Source organism: Saccharothrix sp. DSM 118769 (genome assembly GCF_052936295.1).
This window is the reverse complement of record NZ_CP193627.1, coordinates 5621681-5647475: the sequence shown is the minus strand read 5'-3', so window position 1 is coordinate 5647475 and position 25795 is coordinate 5621681. Positions and strand designations below refer to the sequence as shown.

Below are 25795 nucleotides of genomic sequence, written 5' to 3'. Positions count from 1 at the left end.
GCGGGGGTGCGGTCGTGCGGTTCGGTCATGGGCGCCACGCTACGACCGGTTCCGGACGATCCGCTTCCGGTTCGTCCCGGGAGGACTACTCTCCTCGCGTGCCGAGCGACGCCAGCCCCACCGCGCGGGCGCTGCGCGCCGTCGAGATCCTGCGGACCCGCCCCGGGGTGACGGCCGGCGAGCTGGCCGACCGGCTCGGCGTCACGGAACGCGCCGCGCGCCGGTACGTCGGCATCCTCCGCGAGGCGGGCATCCCGGTCGAGTCGACCAGGGGGCCGCACGGCGGGTACCGGCTCGGCCGCCGCACGCGGCTGCCCCCGATCGTCTTCACCGAGCCGGAGGCGCTGGGCCTGGTGATGGCGGTGCTCGACGGCCGACCGGCCGCCGCGGCCGCCGACGACCTCGTCGGCACCGCCCTGGACAAGGTCATCGGGGCGCTGCCCGAGAACGTGGGCCGGCAGGCCGCCACCCTGCGGGAGCACGCGTCGGCCGCGCCCGACCGGTCGGCGGCCCGGCCCGACCCCGGCACCACGGGCGCGCTCGTCGCCGCCGTCGCGGCCCGCCGCCGGGTGCTGGTCGCGTACCGGAGCGGGGCCGGCGACGAGTGGGAGGCCGAGGTGGACCCGTGGGCGGTCGTCGTCCGCCACGGGCGCTGGTACCTCCTGTGCCGCTGCCACCGGGCGGAGGCGGTCCGCACCTACCGGGTCGACCGGGTCCGCGCGGTCCGGGAGACCGGGCGCGGGTTCGAGCCGCCGGAGGGCCTCGACCCGGTGGCGGCCGTGGAGGAGAACCTGGGCGTCGGGTGGGACTTCCCGACGCGCGTGGTGTTCCACGCGCCGCGGGCCGAGGTGGCGCCGTGGGTGCGCCCGCCCATGGGGCGGCTCGAACCGCTGGGCAGCGGCTGCGTGCTCATCGGCAGCACGAGCAACCCCGCCATGTACGCGCAGGAGTGGCTGGCGACCGTGCCGTTCGCCTTCCGCGTCGAGGGCGGGCGGGAGCTCCGCGCGGCGGTCGCGGCGGTCGCCTCGCGCTTCGCCGCCGCCCTGACCGATCGGCCCCTCTCGAAGGGGTGATTCGGTTACCCCGAACGTGGGGCGCACCGACACACCCGCCGTGGCGCCCGGACCGCTGTGCTTGCATCGACGGCGTGGACGGCAGACCGAACCACTTCGCCGTCGAGGGGGACGTCGGCACCGTCGTCATCGGCGACCACGACGTCCTGTGCGACCGCCGGGGCACGACGACGAGCCCGACGCGCCCGCCCACCGCGCGCCGCCGCACCCCGCCGCCCTCGCTGCTGTGGGCGACCCGGGACGCGCCCCTCGGCCGGGAGGCCGAGCTGCGCGCGGTGCACGACCACCTCGACGCGCGGCGGCACGTGCAGGTCCACGGGCCCCCGGGGTGCGGGAAGTCGTTGCTGCTGCGGCACGTCAGCCGCGACCGGCCGACCGGCGACGGCGTGATCTGCCTGTCCGCCAACGGGAAGACGGTCGACGACCTCGTGCAGGACGTGTTCGAGGCGTGCTACGAGGCGCCGGTGCCCTACCGCCCGTCACCGGCGCACCTGCGCCGACTGCTGGGGCCGGTGCGGGCGCTGCTGGTGCTGGACGACCTCTCGGACGACCCGGAGGACATCGAGTTCGTGCTCGACGCCGTGCCGGGCTGCACCGTGCTCGCCGGGTCGGTGGAGCGGACGCTGTGGGCGGCGGGCCGGGCCGTGCGGCTCGGGGAGCTGTCGGAGGACGCGGGCACCGCCCTGGTGCGCCGCGTCCTGGGCCGCGAACCGACCGCGGCCGAGCTGTGGCGGGTGCGGGCCGCCCGGGGCAGCCCGCCCGCCCTGCAACGCATCGGCACCGCCACGCTCGACCCCGTGCGCGGGCGGGTGCTGCGGGTGCTCGCCCTGCTCGGCGGCGCGGCGTGCCCGGTCGCGCTGACCGCCCTGCTCGCCGGGGTCGACCCCGCCGCGGTCGGGCCGGTGCTGGCGGACCTGGAGCGGGTCGGGTTCACCGCCGCCTCCGGCGACGGCTACCGGATCGCCGTGGAGTTCGACGAGGTCGCCGCGCCGGAGCCGGTCGCCACCGCGCTGGCCGACTGGCTCCGGCGCGGACCGGACGGCCCCGAGGTCGTCGCGGCCGGACCGGTGGTCGTCGCCGTGCTGCACGCGGCGGGCGCGACACCGGCGGCCCTCGACCTGGCGCGGACCGCGGCGCCCGCGCTGCTCCGCGTGCTGCGGCTCGGCGCGTGGGGGCAGGTGCTGCACCTCGGCGCCGACGTCGCGGACCGGCTGGCCGCCACCCGTGAACTGGCCTACTTCCGGCACGAGATCGCCGTGCGCGACCGGCTCCTGGCCGGGGCGCGGGAGCGGCCGTCGTGGCAGGTCCTGACCCCGCTCGTCCTGCTCCTGCTGTTCGGGGTCGGCATAGCCTGGGTGGCGCTGAACGCGCGCGGCACGTCCGACCCGGGAACGCCCGCCCCCGCGCCGGCCGGTCCCGGGCCGACCTCCAGCACATCCGGCCCCGGCCCCGAGCCCGTTCCCGCGACCGTGCCGGAACCGGGGCCCGGTCCCGGGCCGACCGCCGCGCCCACCGCCGCACCGGCCCGGGACGTGCCGTGCCCGCCGGTCCTGCCCGCGACCCGGGAGTTCGCCGGTCCCGGCGACACCGCCTCCCTGTCGATCGCCGCCACGCCGTGCACCGGTGCCGTGGCGGCCGGGCGCGTGTCGCTGGAGGGGGCGGGCGCGGCGTCGTTCACGGTCGGGTCCGACTGCCCGGAGGTGCTCGCGGTGGGGGAGGGCTGCTCGCTCACGGTGTCCTTCGTGGCCGGGGAACCCGGTTCCCACTCGGCGAGCCTGGTGCTCCCGGGCGCGGGCGCGACGGCGTTGACCGGGGTGGTCGAGGAGGAGGAGCCGGTGTCGACCGGCCCCACGACCGAACCCGCCACGCCCACCGGTGAACCGTCCGCGCCCTGAAAGAGCAGGGTGCGGGCGCGGTCTTTGCGCCGAACGCGGTCTTGCCGCCGCGCCGGGCGCGCGGGACGGTAGCCGCGACGAGAGGGGCGCGCGATGGTGCGGCAACTGCTCCGGCGCGGCGCGGTGGTGGCGGCGGTCGTGGCCGCGGTGCTCGGTCCCGCGCCGGTCGCGGTCGCCGCGCCGACGCTGGAGGTGTCGGTGACCGGGGCCCGGGCGGCGGCGGACGGGCAGCGGGTCGTGCTGACCGGCCGGTACGCGTGCGGCCCGTTCTCTCCCGACTTCGACGGGGTGGTGGACCTGACCGTCGTGCAGGAGCGCGACGGCGTGACCACGACCGGCTACGGCTACCTGTACCCGGCGGTGTGCGACGGCGCCGAGCAGGTGTGGTCCGCGCCGGTGGACAGCGTCGGCGGGCCGTTCGTCGCGGGCCGCGCCCGGGTGTCCGGTTCGGGCTACGCCTGCGACCGGGCTCCCGGCGGCGGGTGCGCGTCCGGTTCCTTCGGCCCCACCACCGTGCGCGTCCGGTGAGCGCCCCGCCCGACCCCCTGTGACGGCGGCGCGACGACCACCAGGCCGCCGCGCCGCGCGCGGTCCGTCGAGCGGTGCCCCGGCCGGGGTCAGCTCACCGTGATGTTGGAGTTGCCGCTGCTCTGGTAGCCCTCGGTCGCCATGATCATGTAGTACCGGAAGCCGCCCAGCTGCATCCCGGCGCGCGACCACGCGTCGAAGTGGTTGCCGGTGGTGATGGTGCCGCCGACCTTCTTCTGCTGCCGGACGCTCCAGAACTGCGGGAAGGTCTTGGTGCCCTCGACGGACGGGGCGTTGTAGCGCATCGTGTGGTAGATGTCGTACGTGCCGCCGTCGCTGGTCACCGTGCCCCGGTGCGTGCCCGTCGGCCGGTAGTTCCCCCAGCTGTCGACGATGTAGTACTCCACCAGCGGGTTCGACGTCCACCCGTACAGGCACAGGTAGCCGTTGCCCGACGGGTTGAAGCTGCCCGAGTACCGCACCGTCCTGCGGCTGCCCGTGCTCCAGCCCTTGCCGCTGACGAAGTTGCCGGTGTTGCGCCACGACGTGCTGTACTGCCCGCCGGACCCCATGGTCATGGAGACCGTGCCCTGGCTGTCGGTCCAGAACGAGTAGTAGTAGCCGTTGTGGGTGCCGGTCTGGTTCGTGTTGACGGTCTGGGCGTGGGCGGTGCCGGGCAGGATCAACGCGGACGTCGCCAGCGCCAGGGTGCTTCCTGCGCCGCCGAGGAACAGTCTGCGGCTGATCGGGTGGGCCGGGGCGTTGTCGTCCTTGTGCACGCTTTTCCTCCTCGTTGAGGCCGGCGAAGGACCGGGCGGCGAAGACCCTTCGGTGCAGACAGTGTTCGACCGGGTGCGACGCGTTGTCAACGATTCTCGTAAGCTTGCGAAAGAACTATCGCAAGATTGCGAAAGAATGCCACCGCCACCTGCGGTGAGCCGATCTGAACGGCATCGTCGCAGGTGGCGGCGGTCAGGAGGCGATTATCGGCACAGCGTACCGTGCTTTTCCGGCGGTGTTCGGACTTTCCCGGCGGTGTTCAGAGCCGGCCGGTCGGCAGGCGGCCGGCGACGATGTCCGCGACCTGTTCCGCGGTGAACGGCGGGTCGAGGAGGTCCTCGCGCTGGGCGTGGCACCGGAACATGTCCGCGATGTAGTGCATGCGGTCGGGCAGGTCCGACCAGTCGCGGGCGGCGGTGTCGAGGAGGCTGTCGGCGGTCGGGTCGACGAGCCGGAGCAGCGCGAGCAGCTCGGGGTGGGACAGCTCCGCCAGCAGCGGGGGGAACGTCGCCGGGAGGTCGTCGCCCAGGTCGAGCAGCTCGCCGCCGGGCAGCGCCAGCGTCATCAGGTGCCGGGTGACCAGGCGGCGGGCCGGCGCGCGGGCGTGGTCCGCCACCTGCTCGGCGGCCAGGCGCACCGGGGTCCGCCTGCCGAGCGCGGTCAGCAGCGCGAGGCGCAGCCACCGGAGCACCCGGTTGTCCGGCAGCAGCAGGTCGAGGAGGCGGCGTTCGAGTTCGCGCGGGTCGACGAGGGGCCCCTCCATCGCGGCGGTGATCTCCGGTTGCAGCCGGGTCTGCTCGTGCAGGCCGATCTCCACGTTGGCCAGCAGCAGCAGCTCCGCCCGCTGCTTCGGGTCCTCTGTGGACATCGCCAGGCGGTAGCGGTCGAACGCCTGCCGGAGGTAGCGCTGGCCGTCGGGCGGCTCACCGGGCCGCAGCGCGGCGCGGAACTCCGCGATCGCGGCCTCGTCGGGCTCCGCGCCGTCGGCGAACGCGGCCAGGAAGCGGGCGAACTCGCGGGCGATCTCCTCGAAGACCTTGAGGTTCCCCCGCGCGCCGGCGTCGCCGACGGCGTCGAGCCGCGCGGTCGCCACCACCGCCCGGCGCACCCGCTGCTCCACGTCGTCCAGCGCGTGCTTGGGGAAGGCCCGGCGCAGCCCGCGGACCACCAGCTCGACACCGGCGGACACCTCGGGGGAGGACGTGAGCTGCCGCTCCAGCGCCCGCGCCAGGTCCTCCTGCCGGATGGTGCGGCCGATCTGCTTGGACGCCCACACCGCGAACGTGCACCAGTTCGCCGACCCGCCGGTGCGCGCGGACAGCGCCCGCGACAGCTCGTGGTAGCAGTGGGTGATCCGCAGGTTGCGCACGACCGGATCGGTGTGCGCGGCGATCAGGTCGACGTCGGCGACCCGCGGCGGCGCACCGCTGTCGCCGGTGGCGTGCACGTCCGCACCTGGCTTGCTCATGACCGCGACCTTCCTGCGGGCTGCACCCTGGTCATCGTCGCCCGGGGGGTGAACGTGACAGACCGCCCCGCCGCCCGCGCCGGGGTCAGATGGTGGCGGCGTCGATGACGAAGCGGTAGCGCACGTCGCGGTCCAGCACGCGGTCGAACGCCTCGTTGATGCGGTCCGCGCCCACGACCTCCACGTCGGCGCCGATGCCGTGGGCGGCGCAGAAGTCCAGCATCTCCTGCGTCTCGGCCATGCCGCCGATCTGCGAGCCGGCCAGCGCGTTGCGCCCGGGCAGGAGGGAGAAGACGCTCACCGACAGCGGCTGGTCGGGGATGCCGAGGTAGACCATCGTGCCGTCGGTGGTCAGCAGGGACAGGTGGGCGTCGACGTCCAGCGGCGCGGACACCGTGCAGAGGATGAGGTCGAACGTCCCCGCGAGGCGCTCGAAGGTCGCTGGGTCGCCGGTGGCGTGGTGGTGCCGGGCACCCAGGCGCAGGCCGTCGTCACGCTTGGCCGCGGACTGGGACAGGACGGTGACCTCGGCGCCCATGGCGGCGGCCATCCTGACCGCGAGGTGGCCGAGCCCGCCCAGGCCGAGCACGGCGACCTTCTTGCCCGGTCCCGCCTTCCAGCGCTTCAGCGGCGAGTACGTGGTGATGCCCGCGCACAGCAGCGGCGCGGCCTCGGCCAGCGGGATCTGCTCCGGGATGCGGTGGACGAAGTGCTCGTCGACGACGATGTGGGTGGCGTAACCGCCCTGGGTGGGCTCGTCGCCCCGGTAGCGGTCGGTGTCGGAGTAGGTCTCGACCGAGCCGGCGCCCGTGCAGTACTGCTCCAGCTCGCTCTTGCAGTTGTGGCACTCGCGGCAGGAGTTGACGATGACGCCGACGCCGACCCGGTCGCCGACCGCGTGGCGGGTCACCTCGGGGCCGACCTCGGTGACGACGCCGGCGATCTCGTGCCCCGGGACCATCGGGAACAGGCCCTTGCCCCAGTCGCCCCGGACCTGGTGGATGTCGGAGTGGCAGATGCCGGAGTAGCGGATCTCGACGGTGACGTCGCGGGGGCCGGGCGCACGTCGCTCGATCGTGGTGCGGGTCAGCGGCGAACCGCTGGATGCGGCGGCGTACGCGGCAACGGTGGTCATCCGGGACTCCTTCGCGAGATCGTCCGCTTCGGGGTCCCGAAACGGACATTCGATTTACTTCCTCGCGAACAGGAGTGCCCGGCCCGACCGGCGCGGACCCTCGTGCAAATCCATGAACCCGGTGCCCTGACGTGCGGATATCCGCACGTCAGGACAGGGGCTTCACATGAATGGGTGACGCCGGACGGCGGCTGCCGGCCGACTTGATCGTTCAGGCGACCTCACCCGTTCCGGACCGCCCGGTCCGGTCAGCGATGCGGTCGGTGGCCCCGGTCGGCGGTCCCGGTCGCCCGTTCCGGCCGGCGGCCGGTCAGCCCGTGCCGCGGACGAACGCCCACGCGCTGCGGTTCACCGTGTCCTCGATCCCGGTGAAGCCCTCCGGCGGGCTCAGCGCCTCCTCGATGAAGTCGAGGTCCGGGTCGTCCGCCGTGCCGCCGACGCCGTCCGGCCCCACCGCGAACATCACGGCCGGGTTGCCGCCCGGGTCCATCAGGCCGTGCGCGTCGTTGCGCCCGTTGGTGTGCCAGCTGCCCGACATGTGCCCGACCTCGTGGCTGGTGATGTTGCCGACCGCGCGGCCGACGAACGCCACCCGGTCGCTGCCCGGGCGCAGGTACGTGTTCAGCGACACCGCCGGCCCGGCCGGGTCGCTGATCCGGTCGAGCAGCACCAGCGAGGTCTCCTCCCGGCCGAAGTTGCCCGCGTCGATGGACTGCGCGATGCCGACGGTCTGGATGCCGGACTCGGCGACGGTGCCGCCGACGACGACCCGGCTGACGTTCGGCTGCCCCCACGGGTCGGCGTGCTCGCGGCTGTTGAGGACGCGCAGCGCGAACCTCGGGTTGGTGCCCCTGGCGATCAGGTCGCGCTCCAGGTTCTCGCGCACGGTCGCGGTGATCACGCCGGCCAGCGCGCGCTCGTCACCCGCGGTGAGGCCCCACCGCGGCAGGAAGGCCGACAGCGGGGACAGGTCCCGGATGCCGCCGCCCCCGCCGTAGATCGACGTGTTCACCCTGGCGCCGTCGAAGTCCAGGAAGATCGTGTGCACGTCGCCGCGCGGCGCGGTCTCCGTGCCGGGGCGGAACACTTCGAGGTCGACCTCGTACGCGCCCTCGCCCGCCACCACGCCGAGCGCGTACCGGCCGTCGCGCGGGGCGACGAAGTCCACGACGGCGTTGCCGCCGCCGGGCATCGGCGAGTCGACGGCGAAGAGGGACGTGAGGTCCTGCGAGGAGCCGAACACCTCGCGGCCGGCCGGGTCGTGCACCGCCAGCCGCGTCCCGCCGCCCGTCACGGACGCGCCGAGCACGTCGCCCGCGCGCAGGTCGAACGAGAAGTGGTCGGCGTCGCCGCCGGGTCCGCTGGTGATCCGCAGTTCGTACGGCCCTTCGGTGCCCACTCCGTTGCCGGTCCCGGGCGTGGTGGCGTCGCGCGGCAGCAGGAACGGGTCCGACCCCACCGCGAGGTAGGCGGTCGTGCCCGCCGGGACCTCGAAGGCGAGGGCGGAGTCGGTCGAACCGGCCGTGTCGCCGTTGCCCGCGACCGCGACGCCCGCGGCGTCGTACACCACGAGGAACGTGTCGAGGTCGCCGGTCGGCGTGGACGTCCGGGCCTCGAACGCCAGCCCGGACGCACCTCCGTCGAGCCGGTGGAAGTCGACGTCGCCCGTGCCGTCGCCGGCGCTGCCGTACGGGCCGTCGCCGATCGTGCCGGTGGTGCGCAGCGCCGCGCGGACGCCGCCGATGCCGGTGTCGCCCGCGAGGCCGATCGCGTCGTCGGTCTCGGCGAACGGCGGCAGCACCGGGATGCTCGCGTCGACCTTGAGGTCACCGCTGAGCGCGACCTTCGGGTTGGCGCGGCGGCCGGTGCCGAAGCCGGCGATGTGCTCGGCGGTCGCGGGCGTGTCGTTCGCGCCGTTGGCGCCGACCGGTTCCGCCTCCCGGTACGGCAGGGGCGCCGGTGCGGCGGCGCGGCGGGCACCCGCCCGCACCTGCGCCTTCGCCTCGCGGTCGCGGGCGACGTCCAACGGGTCGGCCCCGGCGGGGTCCGACGGGAACATCAGCAACGGGTCGGTCCGGACGACCGGCACCGCCCCCGGTTCCGCCGCGGCGGCCGGCAGCCCGCCCAGCAGGAGCGTGGCGGCCGCCCCCGCGGCCAGCACGCCCGATAAGCGCTTGTCCATGTGCTTCCCCCTCGGTGTACGAGCGTCCAGACAAGCGCGTAGGCGTGATCGACGTCGCCGTTCGGCCGAGGTTGGCCCATTCGTCCTAGTCGCTCGTCCCGGTCGTTAGAGGGTTCGAGTCGAACTTTCGACGGAGTTGTCGAACCCCCCTTCGCTCTCCATCCTCGACCCGGACGACCACCGGGGATCGTGACGAAGGGTGCCGGGAGACATGAGGACCAGGTTCGCCGCCATCGGTGCGGCGCTGCTCGTCGTCGCGGGCTTCGGGACGACCGGTTTCGGGGTCGCCGAGCCGCCGCGGGCCGGTGCCGCGGTGGGGCTGCACGTCAGCGGGACGCGGGTCGTCGAGGCCGGTGGGCAGCCGTTCGTGATGCGCGGCGTGAACCACCCGCACGTGTGGTACACCGGGCGGACCAGTTCGTTCGCCGACGTCAAGGCGCTGGGCGCGAACACCGTCCGGGTGGTGCTGGGCAGCGGCAAGCGGTGGGGGCCGTCCACGGACACGGCCGCCGTGATCGCGCTGTGCAAGCAGAACCGGTTGATCTGCGTGCTGGAGGTGCACGACACCACCGGCTACGGCGAGGAGGGCGCGGCGGCGTCGCTGGACGAGGCGGCCGACTACTGGATCGGCCAGAAGGCCGCCCTGGTCGGCCAGGAGGACCACGTCGTGATCAACATCGGCAACGAGCCGATCGGCAACGTGAACGCGGCCCAGTGGACCGCCGCGACCGCCGACGCGATCAGGAAGATGCGCGCCAACGGGTTCCAGCACCTGCTGATGGTCGACGGCCCGAACTGGGGCCAGGACTGGCAGTACGTCATGCGGGACAACGCGCAGACCGTCCTGGACGCCGACACCGCGCGCAACACCGTGCTGTCGATCCACATGTACTCGGTGTTCAACACCGCCTCCAGCATCACCGACTACCTCGACCGCTTCCGGGCCAACGGCTGGCCGCTCGTCATCGGCGAGTTCGGCTGGAGGTTCGCCGCGAACGAGGTGGACCACGAGACGATCCTGAGCGAGGCGCGGGAGCGGGGGCTGGGCTACCTGGCCTGGTCGTGGAGCGGCAACACCGACCCGGTCCTGGACATGGCCACCGACTTCGACCCCGCCCGGCTCACCACCTGGGGTCAGCGCATCTTCAACGGCGCCGACGGCATCAAGGCCACCGCCAGGGAGGCCGCCGTCTACGGCGGCACCCAGCCGACCACGACCACCACGACCACCACGACGACCACCACGACGACCACCACGACCCCGCCGGGCGGACCGACCTGCACCGCGACCTACCGGGTCGTCAACCAGTGGCAGGGCGGTTTCCAGGCCGAGGTCGAGGTCACCGCGGGGAACTCGGCGACCAGGGGTTGGATGGTGTCGTGGACGTTCCCCGACGGCCAGGCCGTCACCAACGCCTGGAACGCCGCCGTCACCAGCTCCGGCTCCTCCGTCACGGCGCGCAACGCGGCCTACAACGGCGTCCTCGCCGCCGGCGCGAGGACCTCGTTCGGCTTCACCGGGTCGTCGCGCACCGCCAACGGCAGTCCCGCGCCCACCTGCGCGGCGAGCTGACCGGTGCGGGGGACGTCCCCCGCACCGGTCACCCGGGCCGTCAGGCGTTCGGGTCGAACGGGATGCCGGCGGGCTTGGCCTGCGACAGGTTGTGGGCGAACGCGCCGTCCTTGATGGCCAGGCTCGCGCTGCCGAAGTTCGCGTTCACCAGGATGTCGCGGATGCCGGCGGGGAAGCGGTCCCAGCTGACCAGGTCCGGGTACTGCCACGCGCCGTAGTGGTTCTCCGGCGGCTCGTTCGCGCTCGCGAGGCGGAAGCAGTGCGTGCCCAGGCCGTCCTTGTGGTAGACGACCTTGGGGTGCGTGCCCTCCCAGGCGACCTGCGAGCGCGGGTACGTCGAGTACCTGCCGTGCGCGGAGGTCGAGACGTACTGCGCCTGGTCGTTGTTCACCCACACGACGACGTGCTCGATGTCGTGGCGGTGGCCGCAGCAGTCGATGCCCGGCACGGCCTGGTCCTTCTCGAAGTACAGGTCGTAGAGGTAGGCGCACCAGCCGTTGTTGCACTTGGAGCGCGAGTACGAGTTGGTGTTGTCCAGGTCGGACCGGTCGCGGCAGTTGCCGTTGAGGGCGCCGGAGTTCTTCAGCCCGGTGGCCAGGGCGCCGGTCGGCGAGATGGCCGGGGTCGGGTAGCAGCCGTCGGTGTCGTAGTCGAACGCGGGCTGCCACTTGGCGTCGGCCTCGGCGGCGTTGCCCGGCAGCGCGGGCGGCGGGTCGGCCCACGCCGCCCCCGGCACGAGCACCGCGAGCAGGGTGGCGCCCAGCAGCGCACCCGCGAGTCTGGCGGCGGTCCGCCCGCCGCGGGGCGTGCTCCGGCTGTGGTCCGTCATCTGGGCGGTCACGACGACCATGCCCTCCATCCGGTGTCGAGTGGCGCGGGTGGCGGCGGCTGCCGGCCGGTGTCGCGGAGGCCACCGACCGGCTCAGAGGTTCCCGGCAGGGGGTCGGCGCGGTCAACCCGCCGTTGGTCGCCCCTCGGCGAACAGGCGGCGAACACCAGCCGGCCACCCCGCCGGCGGCTCGCCACGAAGCACCGACCGTACGCACGGGCCAGGTGGAGGTAGCCGGTGGGCTGGTCGGAGCAGTAGCGTCGAAAACGTGTCGGAACGGGACGAAGTCGTCGCCGGGCGGTATCGGCTGGTGGAGTTGGCCGGGCGCGGGGCCAGCGGGGTCGTCTGGCGGGCTCGTGACGAGCGGCTGGGACGGATCGTCGCGGTGAAGTTCCTCGGCGCGCCCGACGCACCGGGGGCCGTGGAGCGGATCGTGCGGGAGGGGCGCGTCGCCGCCCGGCTCAGGCACCCGCACGCGATCACCGTGCACGACGTCGTCGAGCACGGCGGCAAGCCGTGCCTGGTGATGGAGTACCTGCCGGCGCGGACCCTGGCCGAGCTGGTCGACGAGCGCGGACCGCTGCCGGAGGAGCTGGTGGCGGGCGTCGGGTGGCAGGTCGCGTCGGCGCTGGCGGCGGCGCACGCGGTGGGGATCGTGCACCGGGACGTCACCACGTTCAACGTCCTGCTGACCGACGACGGCACCGCGAAGATCGTCGACTTCGGCGTCGCGCGGGCCATCGGCGAGGGCACGGTGACCGACGCGCGGCTCGTCGTCGGCACACCCGCGTTCCTCGCGCCGGAGGTGGCGGCGGGGGAGGAGGCGGTGTTCGCCTCGGACGTGTACTCGCTCGGCGCGACGCTCTACGCGGCACTGGAGGGGCACCCGCCGGTCGGGACGACGGACAACCCGTACGCGCTGCTCAGGAGGGTGGTGGAGGGGCAGGTGCCGCCGCTGCGCTTCCCCGGCCCACTGGGAGAGGTGCTGGCCCGCGTGCTGCGCCGCGACCCGGCGGAACGGCCGACGATGGCCGAGACGCACGCCCTGCTGGACGACGTCGTGTCGGGCCGACCCCTGCCCGGCGGACCCCCCGCTGACGAGACCTGGCACGACGAGTCCCGGCACGACGAGTCCCGGCACGACGGGTTTCCGCTGGACGAGCCGACGGACGACGGGCCGGTGGGTGACGGGCCGGTGGGCGACGGTGCGCGCCCGGTCAGCGACACCCGGCCGCTCCCCGCGCCGCCCGCCGAGCCGGTTCGCGAGCCGGTCCGCGTGCCCTGGCGCAGGGTCGCGTCCGTCGCGGGTGCCGCCGTGCTGCTCGCCGCCGGGGTCGCGATCGGCGTCTCCCTGGGCGCCGGCGACCCGGCCGACCCGGCCGACCTGGCGGGTCCCGCGCCGGGCACCACCACGACCGCCGCCACCACGACGACCACGACCCCACCGCCGCCGCCTCCGTCACCCGACTGCACCGCCCGCCTGGACGTCACCAACTCCTGGCCGGGCGGCTACCAGGCGCAGGTGACCGTGCGCAACGCCGGCGCGCGGGCGCTCGCCGGGTGGACCGTGACCTGGCCCCAACCGGAGGGCCACGCGATCAGCAACCTCTGGAACGGCACGCTCACCACGGGCGCCGGTTCGGTGACGGTCGCCAACGCCGACCACAACGCCGAGCTGCCCGTGGACGGCTCCACCGCGTTCGGCTTCACCGCGAACGGCCCCGGCACGCCGCGCCTGGACGTCACCTGCGCGTCCGGCGGCTGAACCGCGACGGGTAAAGTCGTCGGCGTGGGGCAGGGCGCGGCGGACATCGGGGTCTTCTACGACGGTACGTGGTTCGCGTACCTGAGCGACTTCTACGCCACGGTGCACCCCCGCGCCGCGCGGATCGCCCTCGACGGCTTCCACGACGCGGTGCGCTGGTACGTCCACGCCGAGACCGGGCGCGCCCTCGACGACTGCCGGCTGCGCGAGGCGCACTACGTGCGCGGGCGCATCGAGACGCCGGCCACGTCCTTCGACGCCGTGCTGGCCGCCGCCGGGATCGTCCGCCACGACCTCCCGCTGCACGGCGGCAAGGAGAAGGGGGTGGACGTCCACTTCGCACTGGAGGTGTGGGAGCGGGCCACCGCCGTGCCGCTCCAGTGGGTCGTCCTGGTGACCGGCGACGCCGACTTCGCGCCGCTGGCGACCCGGCTGACCGCCCGCGGCGTCCGCGTCCTCGTGCCGGTCGTCGACGCGTCCTGGCCGGTGTCCGCCGCCGCGCCGCCGCCCGCCTGGACCCCGCGCACCGCCGCGCCGCTGCGCGCGGCGGCGACCGCGACCCCCGACTTCGACGTGCTGTTCGCGCCCGCCGACCGCGCCGACTACCCGCTGCGGCAGCCGTTCGTGCGCTCCGGCGGGGTCGTGGCGTCCGCCGCGGGCCTGCCGCGCGGTCGCCGCCGGGGCACCGTGACCGGCTGGCGCGCCGGCCAGCCGCACGGGTTCATCACCGACACCCGCGGCGGCTCGTGGTTCGTCTCCCGCGACGACCTGCCCGACGGGCACACCGTGCTGCCCACCGGCACCCCGGTGTCGTTCACCGGCTCGCCGACGCCGATCCCGGGCCGCAAGTACCCGAGGGCGTACGCGATCCGCCGCGAGCAGGCCGTCCCCGGTCAGCAGGGCTAGCGACCCGGTCCCCGCGCTGCTTGACCGTCCACAAGGGATGCTCAGGCGCGGCCGACCCGCCGGGGCCGGCGACCGCCCGGCGCGGCTCCGGCGGACCCGCGCGGCGGGTACCGACGCGGTACCCGGCCTTGCCCCGTTCCCCCGCCGCCCCCGCGCCGGTACCGTCGTCCCATCCGCTCGGCTGGTGCACCACCGTGCTGAGGAGAGCCATGTCAACGGACGACATCATCACCTCGGACCTGTTCATCGGCGGCGAACGGCGCCCGGCCGAGGGCGGTCGGTACGTGCGGACGGTGGAGGCGGCGACCGGACGCCCGATCGCCAGGGTCGCCGCCGCGTCCGCCGCGGACGCCCGGGCCGCCGCCGACGCGGCCTCGGCGGCCTTCCCGGCCTGGGCCGCGACGCCGCCCGCCCACCGCCGCGAGGTCTTGCAGCGGGCGTCCGCGCTGCTGGGCGACCGCGCCGCGGAGCTGGCCGACCTGATGCGCAGGGAGATGGGCGCGACCCGGCTGTGGTGCGGGTTCAACGTGCACCTCGCGCGGGGGATGCTGGTGGAGGCCGCCGCGCAGGCGTACTCGGCGGTCGGCGAGGTCATCCCCTCCGACGTGCCCGGCCTGACCGCGCTGGCCGTGCGGCAGCCGTGCGGCGTGGTGGTCGGCATCGCGCCGTGGAACGCCCCGCTGATCCTCGCCGCGCGGGCGGTCGCGCTGCCCCTGGTGCACGGCAACACCGCCGTCCTCAAGACGTCGGAGCAGGTGCCGTGCACGCAGGCGGTCATCGTCGAGGTGCTGCACGAGGCGGGGGTCCCGGCGGGCGCGGTCAACCTCGTCAGCAACGCGCCGCAGGACGCGGCCGAGGTCGTGGAGGCGCTCATCGCGCACCCGGCGGTCACCCGGGTCAACTTCACCGGGTCGACGCGGGTCGGCCGGATCATCGCCGAGACGGCCGGGCGGCACCTCACCCGCACCGTGCTGGAACTGGGCGGCAAGGCGCCCTTCGTGGTCCTCGCCGACGCCGACCTCGACGCCGCGACGGCCGCCGCCGGGTTCGGCGCCTTCCTGAACCAGGGCCAGATCTGCATGTCGACGGAACGGGTCGTCGCCGACCGCTCGATCGTCGACGAGTTGTCGCGGCGGTTGGCGGCCCGCGCGGCGGACCTGGTCGCGGGTCCCGCCGACGACCCGTCGTCGCAGATCGGCCCCGTCGTGCACGCGGGCGCCCGCGACCACGTGCTCGCGCTGGTCGAGGACGCCCGCGAGCGCGGCGCCGAGGTCCTGGCCGGGGGCACGGCCGACGGGCTCCTCGTGCGGCCGACCGTCCTGCGCGGCGTGACCCCGGACATGCGGGTCTACCGCGAGGAGTCCTTCGGCCCGCTGCTGACGATCACCGAGGCGGCGGGCGTCGACGACGCCGTGCGGATCGCGAACGACACCGAGTACGGCCTCTCGGCCGCGGTGTTCGGCCGGGACGCGGCGGCGGCGCTGGACGTGGCGCGCCGGATCCGCTCGGGCATCTGCCACGTCAACGGCGCCACCGTCCACGACGAGCCGCAGATGCCCTTCGGCGGCGTCGGGGCCAGCGGCTGGGGCCGCTTCGGCTCCCGGGCGGCCCTGGAGGAGTTCACCGAACTCCGCTGGATCACCGTGCAGAGCGGCGAGCGCCACTACCCGATCTGACCGGTCCGGGCGGCACCGCGCCGTGCGCCGGGCGGCCGGCCCCTGGTCGGGACCGGCCGCCCGGCACGCGTCAGCGGAGGTCGCGACCGGTCGCGCCCGCCGGTTGCACGGTGGTCGCCGCGCTGATCGCCTCGTTGTCCAGCGGCAGCGCGTCGCTGTTCGCCCCGAGGTTCGCGACGGCCCGGAAGGTCACCTTGCCGAGCGTGCCGTCCCCGGGCTGGAACGCGTAGTGGAACGGGAAGTCCGCGGCGCGGGTGGCCGGGACGTACTGCGTGGCGCGGCCGAACTCGACCCAGCCGTCCGGGGTGCTGCGTTCGAGCACCACGGTGACCTGCTCGTCGTACCGGCCGTTCCGCACCTGCACGGTGATCGGTTTCGCCCTGCCCACCACCCCCGAACCGGGCGTGGTGAACCGGCTGATGAAGACGTCGTGCGTGCGCACCCCCACCGCCTTCGACTCCGAGTCCGTCCGACCGTCCGCGGTGGTCACGGTCAGCGTCGCGGTGTAGTCGCCGTCCGCCGCGTAGCGGTGCTGCGCGTAGTAGCCGGAGTGGGTCGTGCCGTCGCCGAAGTCCCAGTGGTGGGTGAGCTGACCGCCGTTCGCCGGGTCGGAGCTCTGGTCGTAGAAGTTGACGTGCGACGCGGTGGACGGCGCGGACGGCGAGTACCCGAAGTCCGCCCGCACCGGCTGGGCGGTGGCGAACCGCAGGCGCGACGGGCCGGCGTCGCCGAGGCGCACGTGGTACGTCGTGCCCGCCGCGGCGCGGAACGTGAGCGGCCCGCTCCCGTACGTGCAGCGGACCTCGGCGAGGTCGGTCGGCGAGGTCCCGGTGAACGCCGACAGCGTGCCGTAGTAGCTCGTGCCGGAGATCGAGACGGAGCCGGTCTCGGCGACCGCCAGGCGGTACCAGACGGACTTGCCCGGCGTTCCGCACCCACCGCCGGGCTCGCCGGGTTCCGGACCGGCGAACGTCGTGTCGGCCGCCACCTCGAAGGGCAGCGCGGGAACCGGGGTGGCGTCGGCGAAGTCGTCGTTCGCCGGCACCTCGCCCGGGACGACGGTGAACGTGAGCGCGGTGCCGTCGTGGGAGCTGTACGAGGCGACGGCGAAGTGGTAGGTGGTGCCGGCCCTGACGGACAGGTTGACCACCGACCGGGTCGTGCCGCCGCTGTCGTCGTTGCAGGCGACCTGGCTCAGCGACCCCCTGGTGCCGGTGTAGGCGCCGAGGACCGTGTCGTAGTCGCCGGCCGTCGACGCGGTGACGTGGCCGTCCTCGGCCGGCGTGTAGGCGAACCAGACGGTGTCGTCGTAGCCGCAGCCGTACGGGTCGTCGGCCGCGAAGGTCGCGTCGGTGACGGACTGCTCGGCGCTGAACGGGAGTGCGGTGATCGGCGTGGCCTGGTCGAAGTCGTCGTTCGCGGGCGGCGCCGCCTGGGCGACGCCGGGGACGAGCAGACCGAGCAGTGCGGCGACCGCCACGGCCGAACCGCGTCTTCGTGTTCTGCGCATGCTGAATGGACCCCCTCGTTCGGAACTACCACCCGGGCGTGGCCGCCCGGCCCCGGTGACAGTGGACGTCCCCGGGTCGCCCCGCGTCCGGGCCACCCGACGAGGGAGACACGTCCGGCCCAGCCGCACCACTCGAACGGACGCGCCGGGCGTCGCGCGGGCCGTTCGGCCGGGTGGTCTGGCCCAGCACCACGCCGAGCAGGACGAACCCCAGGCCCGCGCCCTGGTGGGCGGTGAGCGGCTCGCCGGCCAGGGAAGCGCCGAGCAGCACGCCGGTCACCGGGTTGAGCAGCCCGATCAGGCCGACCGTGCCCGCCTCCAGGTGGCGCAGGCCGGTGAACCAGGCGGCGAACGCCACCGCGGTCGCGACCACCGACACGAACGCGAAACCGGCCAGCGCGGTCGGCGTCAGCGCCGGGGGAGCGCCCTCCGCGACGACCGCCGGCACCACGAGCACCAGGCCGCCCGCGACGAGCTGCCACGCGGTCACCGACAGCACGTCCGTCCCCGCGCCCCACCGCTTGGTCAGCACGTGGCCGAACGCGGACATCGCCATCGCCGCGACCGACACCGCGACGCCGACCGGGTCGACCCGGTCCACGCCGGACGCCAGCATGAGCACGACGCCGCCGATGCCGACGAGCGCGCCCAGCACCGCGCGGGCGCGCGGCCGTTCGCCGAGCAGCGGCCACGCCAGGGCGATCATCACCACCGGCGACGTGGCCATGACCGTGGAGGCCAGGCTCGTCGGCAGCAGCTGCGCGGCCAGGTAGACGAGCGCGAAGAACGCGCCCGTGTTCAGCGTGCCGAGCACGAGCGACCGCCACCACCACCGGCCGCGCGGCAGCCGGCGGCGCACCAGGAGCAGCAGCAGCCCGGCGGGCAGGGCGCGCAGGACCGAGCCCCACAGCGGGTGCCCGGCGGGCAGGAAGTGGTGGGTGACGTAGTAGGTCGCCCCCCACGCGATCGGCGCGACGGCCGTGACCAGGCCCCACTTGATAGCTTCCACGGAAGGGACTATAGCTTCCAGGGAAGCTACTATGTCCACCCATGAGCGCACACCCCGACCGCGTCGCCCGCATCCAGGCCGAGTGGGCGCGCGAGCGGCCCGACGTCGACGTCACGCCGCAGGGCGTCATCGGCCGGCTGCACCGGCTGGCGGCCGTGCTGACCGAGCAGCTCACCGTCGTCTACCGGCGGCACGGCCTGGGGGAGGGGGAGTTCGACGTGCTCGCCGCGCTGCGCCGCGCGGGCGCGCCCTACGAGCGGGCACCGGGCGAGCTGGCGCAGCACACCATGGTCACCACCGGCGCGATCACCAAGCGCATCGACCGCCTGGAGCGCGACGGCCTGGTCGCCCGCCGCCCGGCGCGGGACGACGGCAGGCGTCGGGTGGTCGCGCTGACCGAAGCGGGCCTCCGCGTGATCGACCGGGCGTTCACCGAGCACATGGCCAACGAGCGGCAGTTGCTCGACGCCCTGGACGCGGAGGAGGCCGCCCGGTTGGAGCAGATCCTGACCACGTGGCTGGCCCGCTTCGAACCGCCGCGCGCCGACTGACGCCGCGCGCCGACTGACGCCGCGCACCGACCGGCGCCAGGAACCGACCGGCGCGGTCGCCGACTGGCGCGGGGCTGACTGGCGTGGGGTGGGCTGAGGCGAGAGCTGGCTGGCAAAAGCTGGCTGGCGTGGGGTGGGCTGACGCGAGGCAGGCTGGCGCGAGGCCGACTGGCGCGGGCGCCGGTCGGTGCGGGGTGGGCTGAGGCGAGAGGGCCGGTTGGTGCGAAGGGCCGACCGGCGCGGGGTGTCGCGCGCCCCGGCCGTCCGCCAAGATCAGGTGGACCAGGCTCGCCCGCCCCGAGCCGCCGCGCGACCCGGTGGAGGAACGGCGTGAGCGCTGACCCGATGGCGGTACCCGGCGACCTGCGGATGGCCCGTGCCCTCGGGCCCGTCCTCGTCGCGTCCGCCGTGCTGCTGCTGCCGTTCACCGTGTTCAGCACGTTCCTCGTGCCCATCGCCGACACGACCGGCGGCGGCGTGGCGGTGGTCGGCGGGCTGCGCGGGCTCGGCGGGCTGGCCGCGCTGCTGGTGGGTGCCGCGCTGGCCCCGCTGCTGGACCGGGTGCCCCGGCTGCGGGCGGCGGCGGGGGGTCTCGTGCTGCTCGCGGTCGGCTCGCTGGTCGGCGCGGTCGCCGAGTTCGCCGCGGTGGTGGTGTTCTGCCTGGTGGTCGGGGCGGCCATGGCGGTGCTCGGGCCCGCGCTCGGCGCGGCGGCGGCCGACCGGTTCGACGGACCCGCCGCCGGCCGCGCGGCGACGCTGGTCACCGCCACCCAGTCGCTGACCGCGATGCTCGCCGCGCCCGTGGTGGCGCTGCCCGCCGTGCTGTGGGGCTGGCGCGGCGACCTGGTGGCCATCGCGGTGGTCGCGGTCGTGCTCGCCGCCGTCCTGGCCCGCCGGCCCGCCGCGCCCGCGCCCGCCGCCGAACGGGTCGGCTACCTGGCCGCGTTCCGCGCGCTGGCCCACGTGCGCCCGCTGCTCGCCGTCGCCCTGCTGCGCACCGCCGCGTTCATGGGCTACCTGTCGTACCTGGCCGCGTTCTACGACGAGCGGTTCGACCTGGCGCCGGGGCCGTTCGCGCTGGTCTGGACGCTCAGCGGCACGTCGTTCTTCCTCGGCAACCTGCTGTCGGGCCGGTACGTCGGCGCGGGGCGCGCGGCGGCCAGGCCGGTGCTGCTGTGCGCGCTGGTGTGCGCCCTGCTCGCCGTGGTGGCCGTCTTCCACGTGCACGCCCTGGCGTTCGCGCTGGTGCTCACCGCCGTCCTCGGCGCGAGCCACGCCACCGCCGCCGCGTGCCTCGTCACGCTCCTCGTCGAGCGCGCGGGCGCGTCGCGCGGCGCGGCCCTCGGCGTGCACGGCGCGGCCATGAGCGTCGGCACGTTCGCGGGCGCGGCGGCCGGGGGCGTCGGCCTCGGCGTTGCCGGGTTCACCGGCGCGGCGGTCGCGTTCGGCGCGCTCACCGCGGCGGCGGTGCTCGTGGCGCTGCGGGTGGACGCGCGCCCGGTCAGCTGAGCCGCTGCCCGCGCGTCCCGGCGAGCCGCCCCCGGCGCAGGGCGGGTGCGCCGCCCTCCACGCCGTCGGCCATCCCGCGCAGCTGTTCGAGGGCGGCGTCCTCGCCGCTCACCCGGGGTTCCCAGCCCAGCTCGACGCGGGCCCGGGTGGTGTCCACGACCGGCGACCTCAGGCCGACGTCGAACCAGCCCGGCGACGCGCGCAGCACCCGCAGCCGCCACAGGGCGCTCACCGCCGCCCGCACCAGGCCGGTCGGCACGGGCAGCGCGCGTGCGCCGAAGAGGGCGGCCAGGTCGTCCGCGGTGAACACCGGGTCGGCGGCGACGTTGAACGCGCCGCTCGCCCGCGCCCGCAGCACCCGCACCACCGCGTCGCCCACGTCGTCGGCGTGCACGAACTGCACGCGCAGGTCCGAGGGCAGCGGCAGCACGGGCAGCGCGCCGCGCTCGACCAGCCGGAGCAGCCACTGCGGCACGACCGGGTCGAAGAACAGCGCGAGGAAGCTCGCCGACGCCTCGCGCTGCGCGACCAGCGTGGGCCGCACCGAGGCGACCGCGATCTCCGGGTTCTCGGTGGCGAACCGCCGCAGCTCCGCCTCCACCTCGGCCTTGCCCTGGCCGTAGACCGAGCCGGGCACGCCCGTCGCGGGCCACGTCTCGTCCACCGGCTCCGCGCCCGCCGGGCCGTACACGGCGATCGACGACGCGTGCACCACGTGCGGCACGCCCGCCCGCCTCGCCGCGTCGAGCACCCCGAGCGTGCCCGCGTAGTTGGTGCGGTGCAGCAGCCCGGCGTCGCGCAGCGGCTGGAACATCCACGCCAGGTGCACGACGGCGTCCGCGCCCGGCAGCACCTCGTCGAGCACCGCCCGCGACCGGCTGTCGGCCAGGTCGCACCGGTGCCACACGGCGCTGTCGTACGGCGGCACGGGGTCGGGCGGGCGCCTGCACAGGCCCACCACCTCGTGCCCTCCCTCGGCGGCCAGGGCGCGCAGCACGCCCGTTCCCACGTTGCCGGATGCCCCGGTGATCACGATCCTCACGTCGGCGGGCTACCCCGTCCGGCCGGGCGCACGCTCAACTCACCGGATCGAGGACGACCACGCCCCACCGGCGTCCACCGCCCGAGGGGACCTCGACCACCTCGGCCCGGTGCGTCAGGTGCTCACCGGCCCGCCGGTAGAACCGCAGCTGCGTGCGCCGACCCAGCCACCGCCAGCCCGTGCGCACCCACCACGGCGCGCGGGGGTGCAGCTGCGAGTAGCTGCGCGCCAGGAACTCCACCTCACCCGACCGGTGGTGCTTGACCAGCTCGTAGTCGACGCGGCCGCGCTCCAGGTGCCCGCGCAGCGTCTCGTAGCTCCAGCCCCACGTGGTCCGCTCGTCGTCGGCGTCGTCGCGCACGGCCGTGATCCGCACGCCCATCAGGAACCGCAGCCCCGGCAGGCGGGCCTCCAGCAGCACGTCCCGCCCGAGCAGGGGCGTGCCGCGCAGGTAGTGGCCGCGCACCACCTCCGGCGGCGTGAACCCGTACTCCTCGATCACCTCGCGGGCCCGCGCCCACAGCCCGCCGTCCTCCGGCGTGCCCGCCGCCTCGCGCCCGAGCACGCGCCGGTGCACGTCGAACACCCACCCGTCCGGCCCGACCTCGGCCGGGTCGTAGTTCAGCTCCCGGCCGCGCAGGGACCGCACCGCGGCCACCACGTCCAGCCCACCCGCGTCCGTCCCACCGGCCACCCTCACCCGCACGGCGCCACCTCCGCCACGCGGGTTGCCGGGGGAGTTGGTCCGAAACCGCGTTTGGCGCGGAGGGGAACGGGTAGTCGGCCGGGCGAGGAGGTGGGTGACGTGCGCGAACAGGAATCCGACTTCGACGACGCGCCCGTGCTCGGCCTCCAGCGGTACGTGCGGGCCGTGGCGGTGGCGATGGGTGTGACCGGCGAGTGCTCCTTCGTGGAGCCCGGACCGCCCGCCGGCGCCTACCTGGCGGTGGAGGGGCACGCGCCGACGTTCCCCGGCCGCGACATCGCGCTGGTGTGGGACGAGGAGCGCGGCTGGGCGGTGGCGGTGGAGACGCGGGCGGGCGACGACCTGGCCGTGCTCGCCCACCTCGGCGGCGAGGTCCTGCCGCGACCGGCCGAGGTGCGCGAGTTCGTGGACGCGCTCCTGCGGGGCGAGCACCCCGGCGACCCGCGCCCGATCCGGTTGCGCACGGTGGGCGCGGACGACGACCTGCTGGTCAGGTTGAGCGGCTACCCGGCCTGACCGCCGGCGCCCCACCCGTCCTGGCCCCGGGAGTCGACCCCGGCCTCCGCCGACCCGGTCACCCGGCGGTACACGCCCGCCGTCGCGTGGGCGATCCGGTGCACGTCGTAGCGCGACCCGGCCCGGTCGATGCCCGCCGAGCCCTGCGCGCCCCGGCGGGCCGGGTCGGCCAGCAGCGGGCGCAGGGTGCGGACCAGGGCGGTCGCGTCGTTGGGCGGCACGAGGACCCCGGTGACGCCGTCCACGACCACGTCGCGCAACCCGCCGACCGAGGCGGCGACGACCGGCAGCCCGCACGCCATCGCCTCCAGCGGCAGGGTGCGGGCCGTGCCGTCCCACGTGGTGCACAGCGCCAGGTCGGCGGAGCGCAGCAGCGAGGGCATCGCGGCCCTGCTCACCCGGCCGACGAGCCGCACGCGGTCGGCGACGTCCACCTCGCGGGCGTGCTCGCGCAACCGGTGCACCTCGGCGGGGGCGCCGCCGAGGACGACGAGCTCCGCGTCCCACACCGAGCGCAGCGCGCTGATCGGCTCCTCGGCGCCGTCCGCGGTCACCACGATCCGGTGCGGCAGCGACCGCGCGAGCCGCGGGCCGTCCGGGGTGAACCGCCGCACGTCCACGGCCGGCGGCACCAGCGTGATCCGCCGCCGGGGCACGCCCGCGCCCACCAGGTCGGCCACCTCCTCGCTCGACGAGGCCACCACGGCCTTGGCCTCCCGCCCTATCAGCCGTTCGGCCGTCACCCGTTGGGACGGCACGGCCGGTCCGCCGCGCCGCTCGACACCGCCCAGTTCGTAGAAGCTCTGCACCACCGGCACGTCGATGCGCCGCGCGGCGAGCACGGACGGCAGCCCCGACGTCCAGGAGTGCGCGTGCACCACCTCGGGCGGGTCGGCCCGCCACCACCCGCGCAGCACGCGGGTGAAGTCCTCCAGGTGGGGCAGCAGCTCGTCCTGCCCGACCGGTCCCGGCGGCCCGGCGGGGATGGTGTGCACGGCGAACCCGTGCGCGGTGCGCACCACTTCCGGCTGCTCCGCGGAATCGCGGCGGGTGTGCACCACCACCTCGTCGCCGCGCTTGGCCAAGGCCGCGGCCAGTTCGGCCACGTGCACGTCCTGGCCACCTGCTTCGGCGTCGGACAGCACCGCCAGGGGGTTGGCGTGCGCGGACACCACGGCGATCTTCACGGGTCAGCCTCCAGCCTTGCGACACGAGTGTCAGGCCGGCTGTGGTCTCAACCTCGTCCAGCACCCTTCCCGGAACCGTACAAGCAATCAGGAGGGGTGGACGGGTGAAACTTCCGGCGTCGCGGGTACCTCACGGCCATGCGGGTGGTGGTGCTCTCGGACACGCACGCGCCGCGCCGGTGGAAGTCGTGCCCGCCCGCCGTGGCGGCGCACCTGCGCCGCGCGGACGCGGTCCTGCACGCCGGTGACGTCTGCGTCGCCCCGGTGCTGGACGAGTTGGCGCAGTACGCGCCGCTCACCGTCGTGCGCGGCAACAACGACGGCCCGGACGTGGCCGCCTGGGGCGCGCCCGAGGAGGTCGAGCTGGAGCTGGCCGGGCTGCGGGTGGCGATGGTCCACGACAGCGGCCAGGCGACCGGGCGCACCGCGCGGATGCGCCGCCGGTTCCCCCGCGCGGACCTGGTGGTGTTCGGGCACTCGCACATCCCGATGGACGTCACCGGCGACGGCGTGCGCGTGTTCAACCCCGGTTCGCCCACGGACCGCCGCCGCCAACCGCACGGCACGGTCGGGCTGCTGCACGTCGAGGACGGCGCGCTGCTCGACGCCCGGATCGTCGAGGTCACCTGACCCCCGGACGCGCCACCGCCGCCCCCGGACGCGCCACCGGCACCCCCGGACGCGCCACCGGCACCCCCCGGACGCGCCACCGGCACCCCCGAGCGCGCCGCGCGCCGCCGGATAGGCTGATCGGGTGGCGGGGGCGACGCGGCGGAGCGGGGACGAACGGCGGGCGCGGGTCGGCCTGGGGACGATCGTCCGCGAGTGGGGGCGCATCGGGTGCCTCGGCTTCGGCGGGCCGCCCGCGCACATCGCGATGCTGCGCGACCTGTGCGTCACCCGGCGCGGGTGGCTCACCGAGCGGGAGTTCGAGGACGGCGTCGCGGTCACCAACCTGCTGCCCGGCCCCGCCTCGACGCAGCTGGCGATCCTGTGCGCGTGGCGGTTGCGCGGCGTGCCCGGCGCCGTGCTCGGCGGCGTCTGCTTCATCGTGCCGGGCCTGGTGCTGATCCTCGCGCTCGCCGCGCTGTTCCTCGCCGACGACGCGCCGGCGTGGGTGCTCGGCGCGGCGGCCGGCGCGGGCGCGGCCGTGCCCGCGGTCGCGGTGCACGCGGCGTGGGGCCTGGTCCCGGGCAGTCGGCACCGGGCGGGCGCGTCGCGGGCGGCCCGGCTGCGCTGGGTGCTGCACCTGCTCGCCGGCGGCGTGGCCGCGGCGCTCACCGGCCCCTGGCTGGTGCTGGTGCTCCTGGTGTCGGGCGCGGTGGAGGTCGGGGCGCGGACCGCGCCGGGCCGGCGCGCGGCGTGGCCCGCGGTGCTCGCGCTGCCCGCGGTCGGCGGCGGGCTCGGCGCGGTGGCCTGGGTGGCGGCGAAGGTCGGCGCGCTCTCGTACGGCGGCGGGTTCGTGATCATCCCGATGATGCGCCAGGACGCCGTGCACACCTACGGGTGGATGTCGGACGCCCAGTTCCTCAACGCGGTGGCGCTGGGCCAGATCACCCCGGGTCCGGTCGTGCAGACCGTCGCGGTGGTCGGCTACGCCGCCGCCGGGCTCGGCGGCGGGCTGCTGGCCGCGTTCGTCGCGTTCGCGCCGTCGTTCGCCATGGTGGTCGCGGTCGGGCCGAGGCTGGAGCGCCTGCGCGACAACGCCCGCGCGCAGGCGTTCCTGACCGGCGCGGGCGCCGCCGCGATCGGCGCGATCGGCGGGTCGACCCTCCCGCTGGCCTGGTCGCTGCACCAGCCGTGGCAGTTCGCGCTGCTCGGCGCGGCCCTGCTGTGGCTGCTCGCGCTCAAGCGCGGCGTGGTGAGCGCCCTGCTGCTCTCCGGTGCGGTCGGCGTGCTGGTCGCCGTGCTCTGACGGCGACCAGCACACCGGTCGGCCCGCGAGGACCAGTCCC

Annotated in this window: 22 protein-coding genes; 12 read left to right on the top strand and 10 right to left on the bottom strand. The window is 75.4% G+C overall.

Features of this window, described 5'->3' with window-relative positions; genetic code table 11:
• The first annotated feature begins 98 nt into the window (after nt 1-98).
• The 3 genes from ACRAKJ_RS24055 to ACRAKJ_RS24045 all read left to right on the top strand — a co-directional run bounded on the left by ACRAKJ_RS24055 (nt 99) and on the right by ACRAKJ_RS24045 (nt 3496).
• Nucleotides 99-1073, top strand: coding sequence for a WYL domain-containing protein (locus ACRAKJ_RS24055; protein WP_438926539.1), 975 nt, complete (start codon nt 99-101; stop codon nt 1071-1073).
• Nucleotides 1074-1147: 74 nt separating this feature from the next.
• On the top strand, nt 1148-2968 hold the full coding sequence (locus ACRAKJ_RS24050; RefSeq protein ID WP_438926538.1) for an ATP-binding protein: 1821 nt from the start codon (nt 1148-1150) through the stop codon (nt 2966-2968).
• Between the two features lie 93 nt (nt 2969-3061).
• The gene (locus tag ACRAKJ_RS24045) at nt 3062-3496 is read left to right on the top strand and encodes a hypothetical protein (RefSeq protein ID WP_438926537.1); all 435 of its coding nucleotides are present in this window, start codon (nt 3062-3064) and stop codon (nt 3494-3496) included.
• A gap of 89 nt (nt 3497-3585) precedes the next feature.
• Here the strand turns inward: ACRAKJ_RS24045 and ACRAKJ_RS24040 are convergent, their stop codons facing one another.
• From ACRAKJ_RS24040 to ACRAKJ_RS24025, 4 genes are all read right to left on the bottom strand, one after another.
• Entirely contained in the window at nt 3586-4275 is a 690-nt protein-coding gene (locus tag ACRAKJ_RS24040) for a glycoside hydrolase family 11 protein (protein WP_438926536.1), read from the bottom strand.
• Between the two features lie 260 nt (nt 4276-4535).
• Entirely contained in the window at nt 4536-5744 is a 1209-nt protein-coding gene (locus tag ACRAKJ_RS24035) for a hypothetical protein (protein WP_438926535.1), read from the bottom strand.
• 85 nt (nt 5745-5829) lie between these two features.
• Nucleotides 5830-6879 carry an alcohol dehydrogenase catalytic domain-containing protein gene (locus tag ACRAKJ_RS24030; RefSeq protein ID WP_438926534.1) on the bottom strand — a complete coding sequence of 350 codons (1050 nt, stop codon included), beginning with the start codon at nt 6877-6879 and terminating at the stop codon, nt 5830-5832.
• Nucleotides 6880-7189: 310 nt separating this feature from the next.
• On the bottom strand, nt 7190-9061 hold the full coding sequence (locus ACRAKJ_RS24025) for a PPC domain-containing protein (protein WP_438926855.1): 1872 nt from the start codon (nt 9059-9061) through the stop codon (nt 7190-7192).
• 211 nt (nt 9062-9272) lie between these two features.
• Here ACRAKJ_RS24025 and ACRAKJ_RS24020 point away from each other — a divergent pair, with 211 nt between their 5' ends.
• Entirely contained in the window at nt 9273-10634 is a 1362-nt protein-coding gene (locus ACRAKJ_RS24020; protein ID WP_438926854.1) for a cellulase family glycosylhydrolase, read from the top strand.
• Between the two features lie 40 nt (nt 10635-10674).
• Here ACRAKJ_RS24020 and ACRAKJ_RS24015 read toward each other — a convergent pair whose 3' ends face one another.
• Nucleotides 10675-11463, bottom strand: a complete 789-nt coding sequence (locus ACRAKJ_RS24015; RefSeq protein WP_438926856.1) for an NPP1 family protein — start codon at nt 11461-11463, stop codon at nt 10675-10677.
• A 268-nt stretch (nt 11464-11731) separates the two neighbouring features.
• Between ACRAKJ_RS24015 and ACRAKJ_RS24010 the strand changes: the two genes are divergently transcribed.
• The 3 genes from ACRAKJ_RS24010 (at nt 11732) to ACRAKJ_RS24000 (ending at nt 15810) form a co-directional block, all read left to right on the top strand.
• On the top strand, nt 11732-13228 hold the full coding sequence (locus ACRAKJ_RS24010; RefSeq protein ID WP_438926853.1) for a protein kinase domain-containing protein: 1497 nt from the start codon (nt 11732-11734) through the stop codon (nt 13226-13228).
• 24 nt (nt 13229-13252) lie between these two features.
• On the top strand, nt 13253-14134 hold the full coding sequence (locus ACRAKJ_RS24005) for an NYN domain-containing protein (RefSeq protein ID WP_447008668.1): 882 nt from the start codon (nt 13253-13255) through the stop codon (nt 14132-14134).
• 209 nt (nt 14135-14343) lie between these two features.
• Nucleotides 14344-15810: an aldehyde dehydrogenase family protein gene (locus ACRAKJ_RS24000; RefSeq protein ID WP_438922088.1), complete on the top strand. Its 1467-nt coding sequence runs from the start codon at nt 14344-14346 to the stop codon at nt 15808-15810.
• Nucleotides 15811-15880: 70 nt separating this feature from the next.
• On the opposite strand, the gene ACRAKJ_RS23995 is transcribed toward ACRAKJ_RS24000, so the two are convergent.
• Entirely contained in the window at nt 15881-17290 is a 1410-nt protein-coding gene (locus ACRAKJ_RS23995; protein WP_447008667.1) for a PKD domain-containing protein, read from the bottom strand.
• 55 nt (nt 17291-17345) lie between these two features.
• The gene (locus ACRAKJ_RS23990; protein WP_438922086.1) at nt 17346-18329 is read right to left on the bottom strand and encodes an EamA family transporter; all 984 of its coding nucleotides are present in this window, start codon (nt 18327-18329) and stop codon (nt 17346-17348) included.
• Nucleotides 18330-18370: 41 nt separating this feature from the next.
• Here ACRAKJ_RS23990 and ACRAKJ_RS23985 point away from each other — a divergent pair, with 41 nt between their 5' ends.
• Nucleotides 18371-18880, top strand: coding sequence for a MarR family transcriptional regulator (locus tag ACRAKJ_RS23985; protein ID WP_438922085.1), 510 nt, complete (start codon nt 18371-18373; stop codon nt 18878-18880).
• 330 nt (nt 18881-19210) lie between these two features.
• A complete protein-coding gene (locus tag ACRAKJ_RS23980) occupies nt 19211-20389 on the top strand; it encodes an MFS transporter (protein ID WP_438922084.1) in 1179 nt (392 codons plus the stop codon).
• On the opposite strand, the gene ACRAKJ_RS23975 is transcribed toward ACRAKJ_RS23980, so the two are convergent.
• Nucleotides 20382-21431 (bottom strand): NAD-dependent epimerase/dehydratase family protein, encoded by a 1050-nt coding sequence (locus ACRAKJ_RS23975; RefSeq protein WP_438922083.1) that lies wholly within the window; start codon nt 21429-21431, stop codon nt 20382-20384. The genes ACRAKJ_RS23980 and ACRAKJ_RS23975 overlap by 8 nt on opposite strands.
• Before the next feature lie 34 nt (nt 21432-21465).
• A complete protein-coding gene (locus tag ACRAKJ_RS23970; protein WP_438922082.1) occupies nt 21466-22137 on the bottom strand; it encodes a DUF1990 family protein in 672 nt (223 codons plus the stop codon).
• A 99-nt stretch (nt 22138-22236) separates the two neighbouring features.
• On the opposite strand from ACRAKJ_RS23970, the gene ACRAKJ_RS23965 reads away from it, so the two are divergent.
• The gene (locus ACRAKJ_RS23965; protein ID WP_438922081.1) at nt 22237-22653 is read left to right on the top strand and encodes a DUF6292 family protein; all 417 of its coding nucleotides are present in this window, start codon (nt 22237-22239) and stop codon (nt 22651-22653) included.
• Here the strand turns inward: ACRAKJ_RS23965 and ACRAKJ_RS23960 are convergent.
• Nucleotides 22641-23840 (bottom strand): glycosyltransferase, encoded by a 1200-nt coding sequence (locus ACRAKJ_RS23960; protein WP_438922080.1) that lies wholly within the window; start codon nt 23838-23840, stop codon nt 22641-22643. The genes ACRAKJ_RS23965 and ACRAKJ_RS23960 overlap by 13 nt on opposite strands.
• 138 nt (nt 23841-23978) lie before the next feature.
• On the opposite strand from ACRAKJ_RS23960, the gene ACRAKJ_RS23955 reads away from it, so the two are divergent.
• On the top strand, nt 23979-24470 hold the full coding sequence (locus ACRAKJ_RS23955) for a YfcE family phosphodiesterase (protein WP_438922079.1): 492 nt from the start codon (nt 23979-23981) through the stop codon (nt 24468-24470).
• A 124-nt stretch (nt 24471-24594) separates the two neighbouring features.
• On the top strand, nt 24595-25755 hold the full coding sequence (chrA, locus tag ACRAKJ_RS23950; protein ID WP_438922078.1) for a chromate efflux transporter: 1161 nt from the start codon (nt 24595-24597) through the stop codon (nt 25753-25755).
• The last annotated feature ends 40 nt before the right edge of the window (nt 25756-25795 follow it).

Coding starts and splice junctions, on each gene's coding strand:
- ACRAKJ_RS24035 (WP_438926535.1), bottom strand. CDS start 5,744: ATGAGCAAGCCAGGTGCGGACGTGCACGCCACCGGCGACAGCGGTGCG.
- ACRAKJ_RS24045 (WP_438926537.1), top strand. CDS start 3,062: ATGGTGCGGCAACTGCTCCGGCGCGGCGCGGTGGTGGCGGCGGTCGTG.
- ACRAKJ_RS23985 (WP_438922085.1), top strand. CDS start 18,371: ATGAGCGCACACCCCGACCGCGTCGCCCGCATCCAGGCCGAGTGGGCG.
- ACRAKJ_RS24030 (WP_438926534.1), bottom strand. CDS start 6,879: ATGACCACCGTTGCCGCGTACGCCGCCGCATCCAGCGGTTCGCCGCTG.
- ACRAKJ_RS24015 (WP_438926856.1), bottom strand. CDS start 11,463: ATGACGGACCACAGCCGGAGCACGCCCCGCGGCGGGCGGACCGCCGCC.
- ACRAKJ_RS24025 (WP_438926855.1), bottom strand. CDS start 9,061: ATGGACAAGCGCTTATCGGGCGTGCTGGCCGCGGGGGCGGCCGCCACG.
- ACRAKJ_RS23955 (WP_438922079.1), top strand. CDS start 23,979: ATGCGGGTGGTGGTGCTCTCGGACACGCACGCGCCGCGCCGGTGGAAG.
- ACRAKJ_RS24020 (WP_438926854.1), top strand. CDS start 9,273: ATGAGGACCAGGTTCGCCGCCATCGGTGCGGCGCTGCTCGTCGTCGCG.
- ACRAKJ_RS24000 (WP_438922088.1), top strand. CDS start 14,344: ATGTCAACGGACGACATCATCACCTCGGACCTGTTCATCGGCGGCGAA.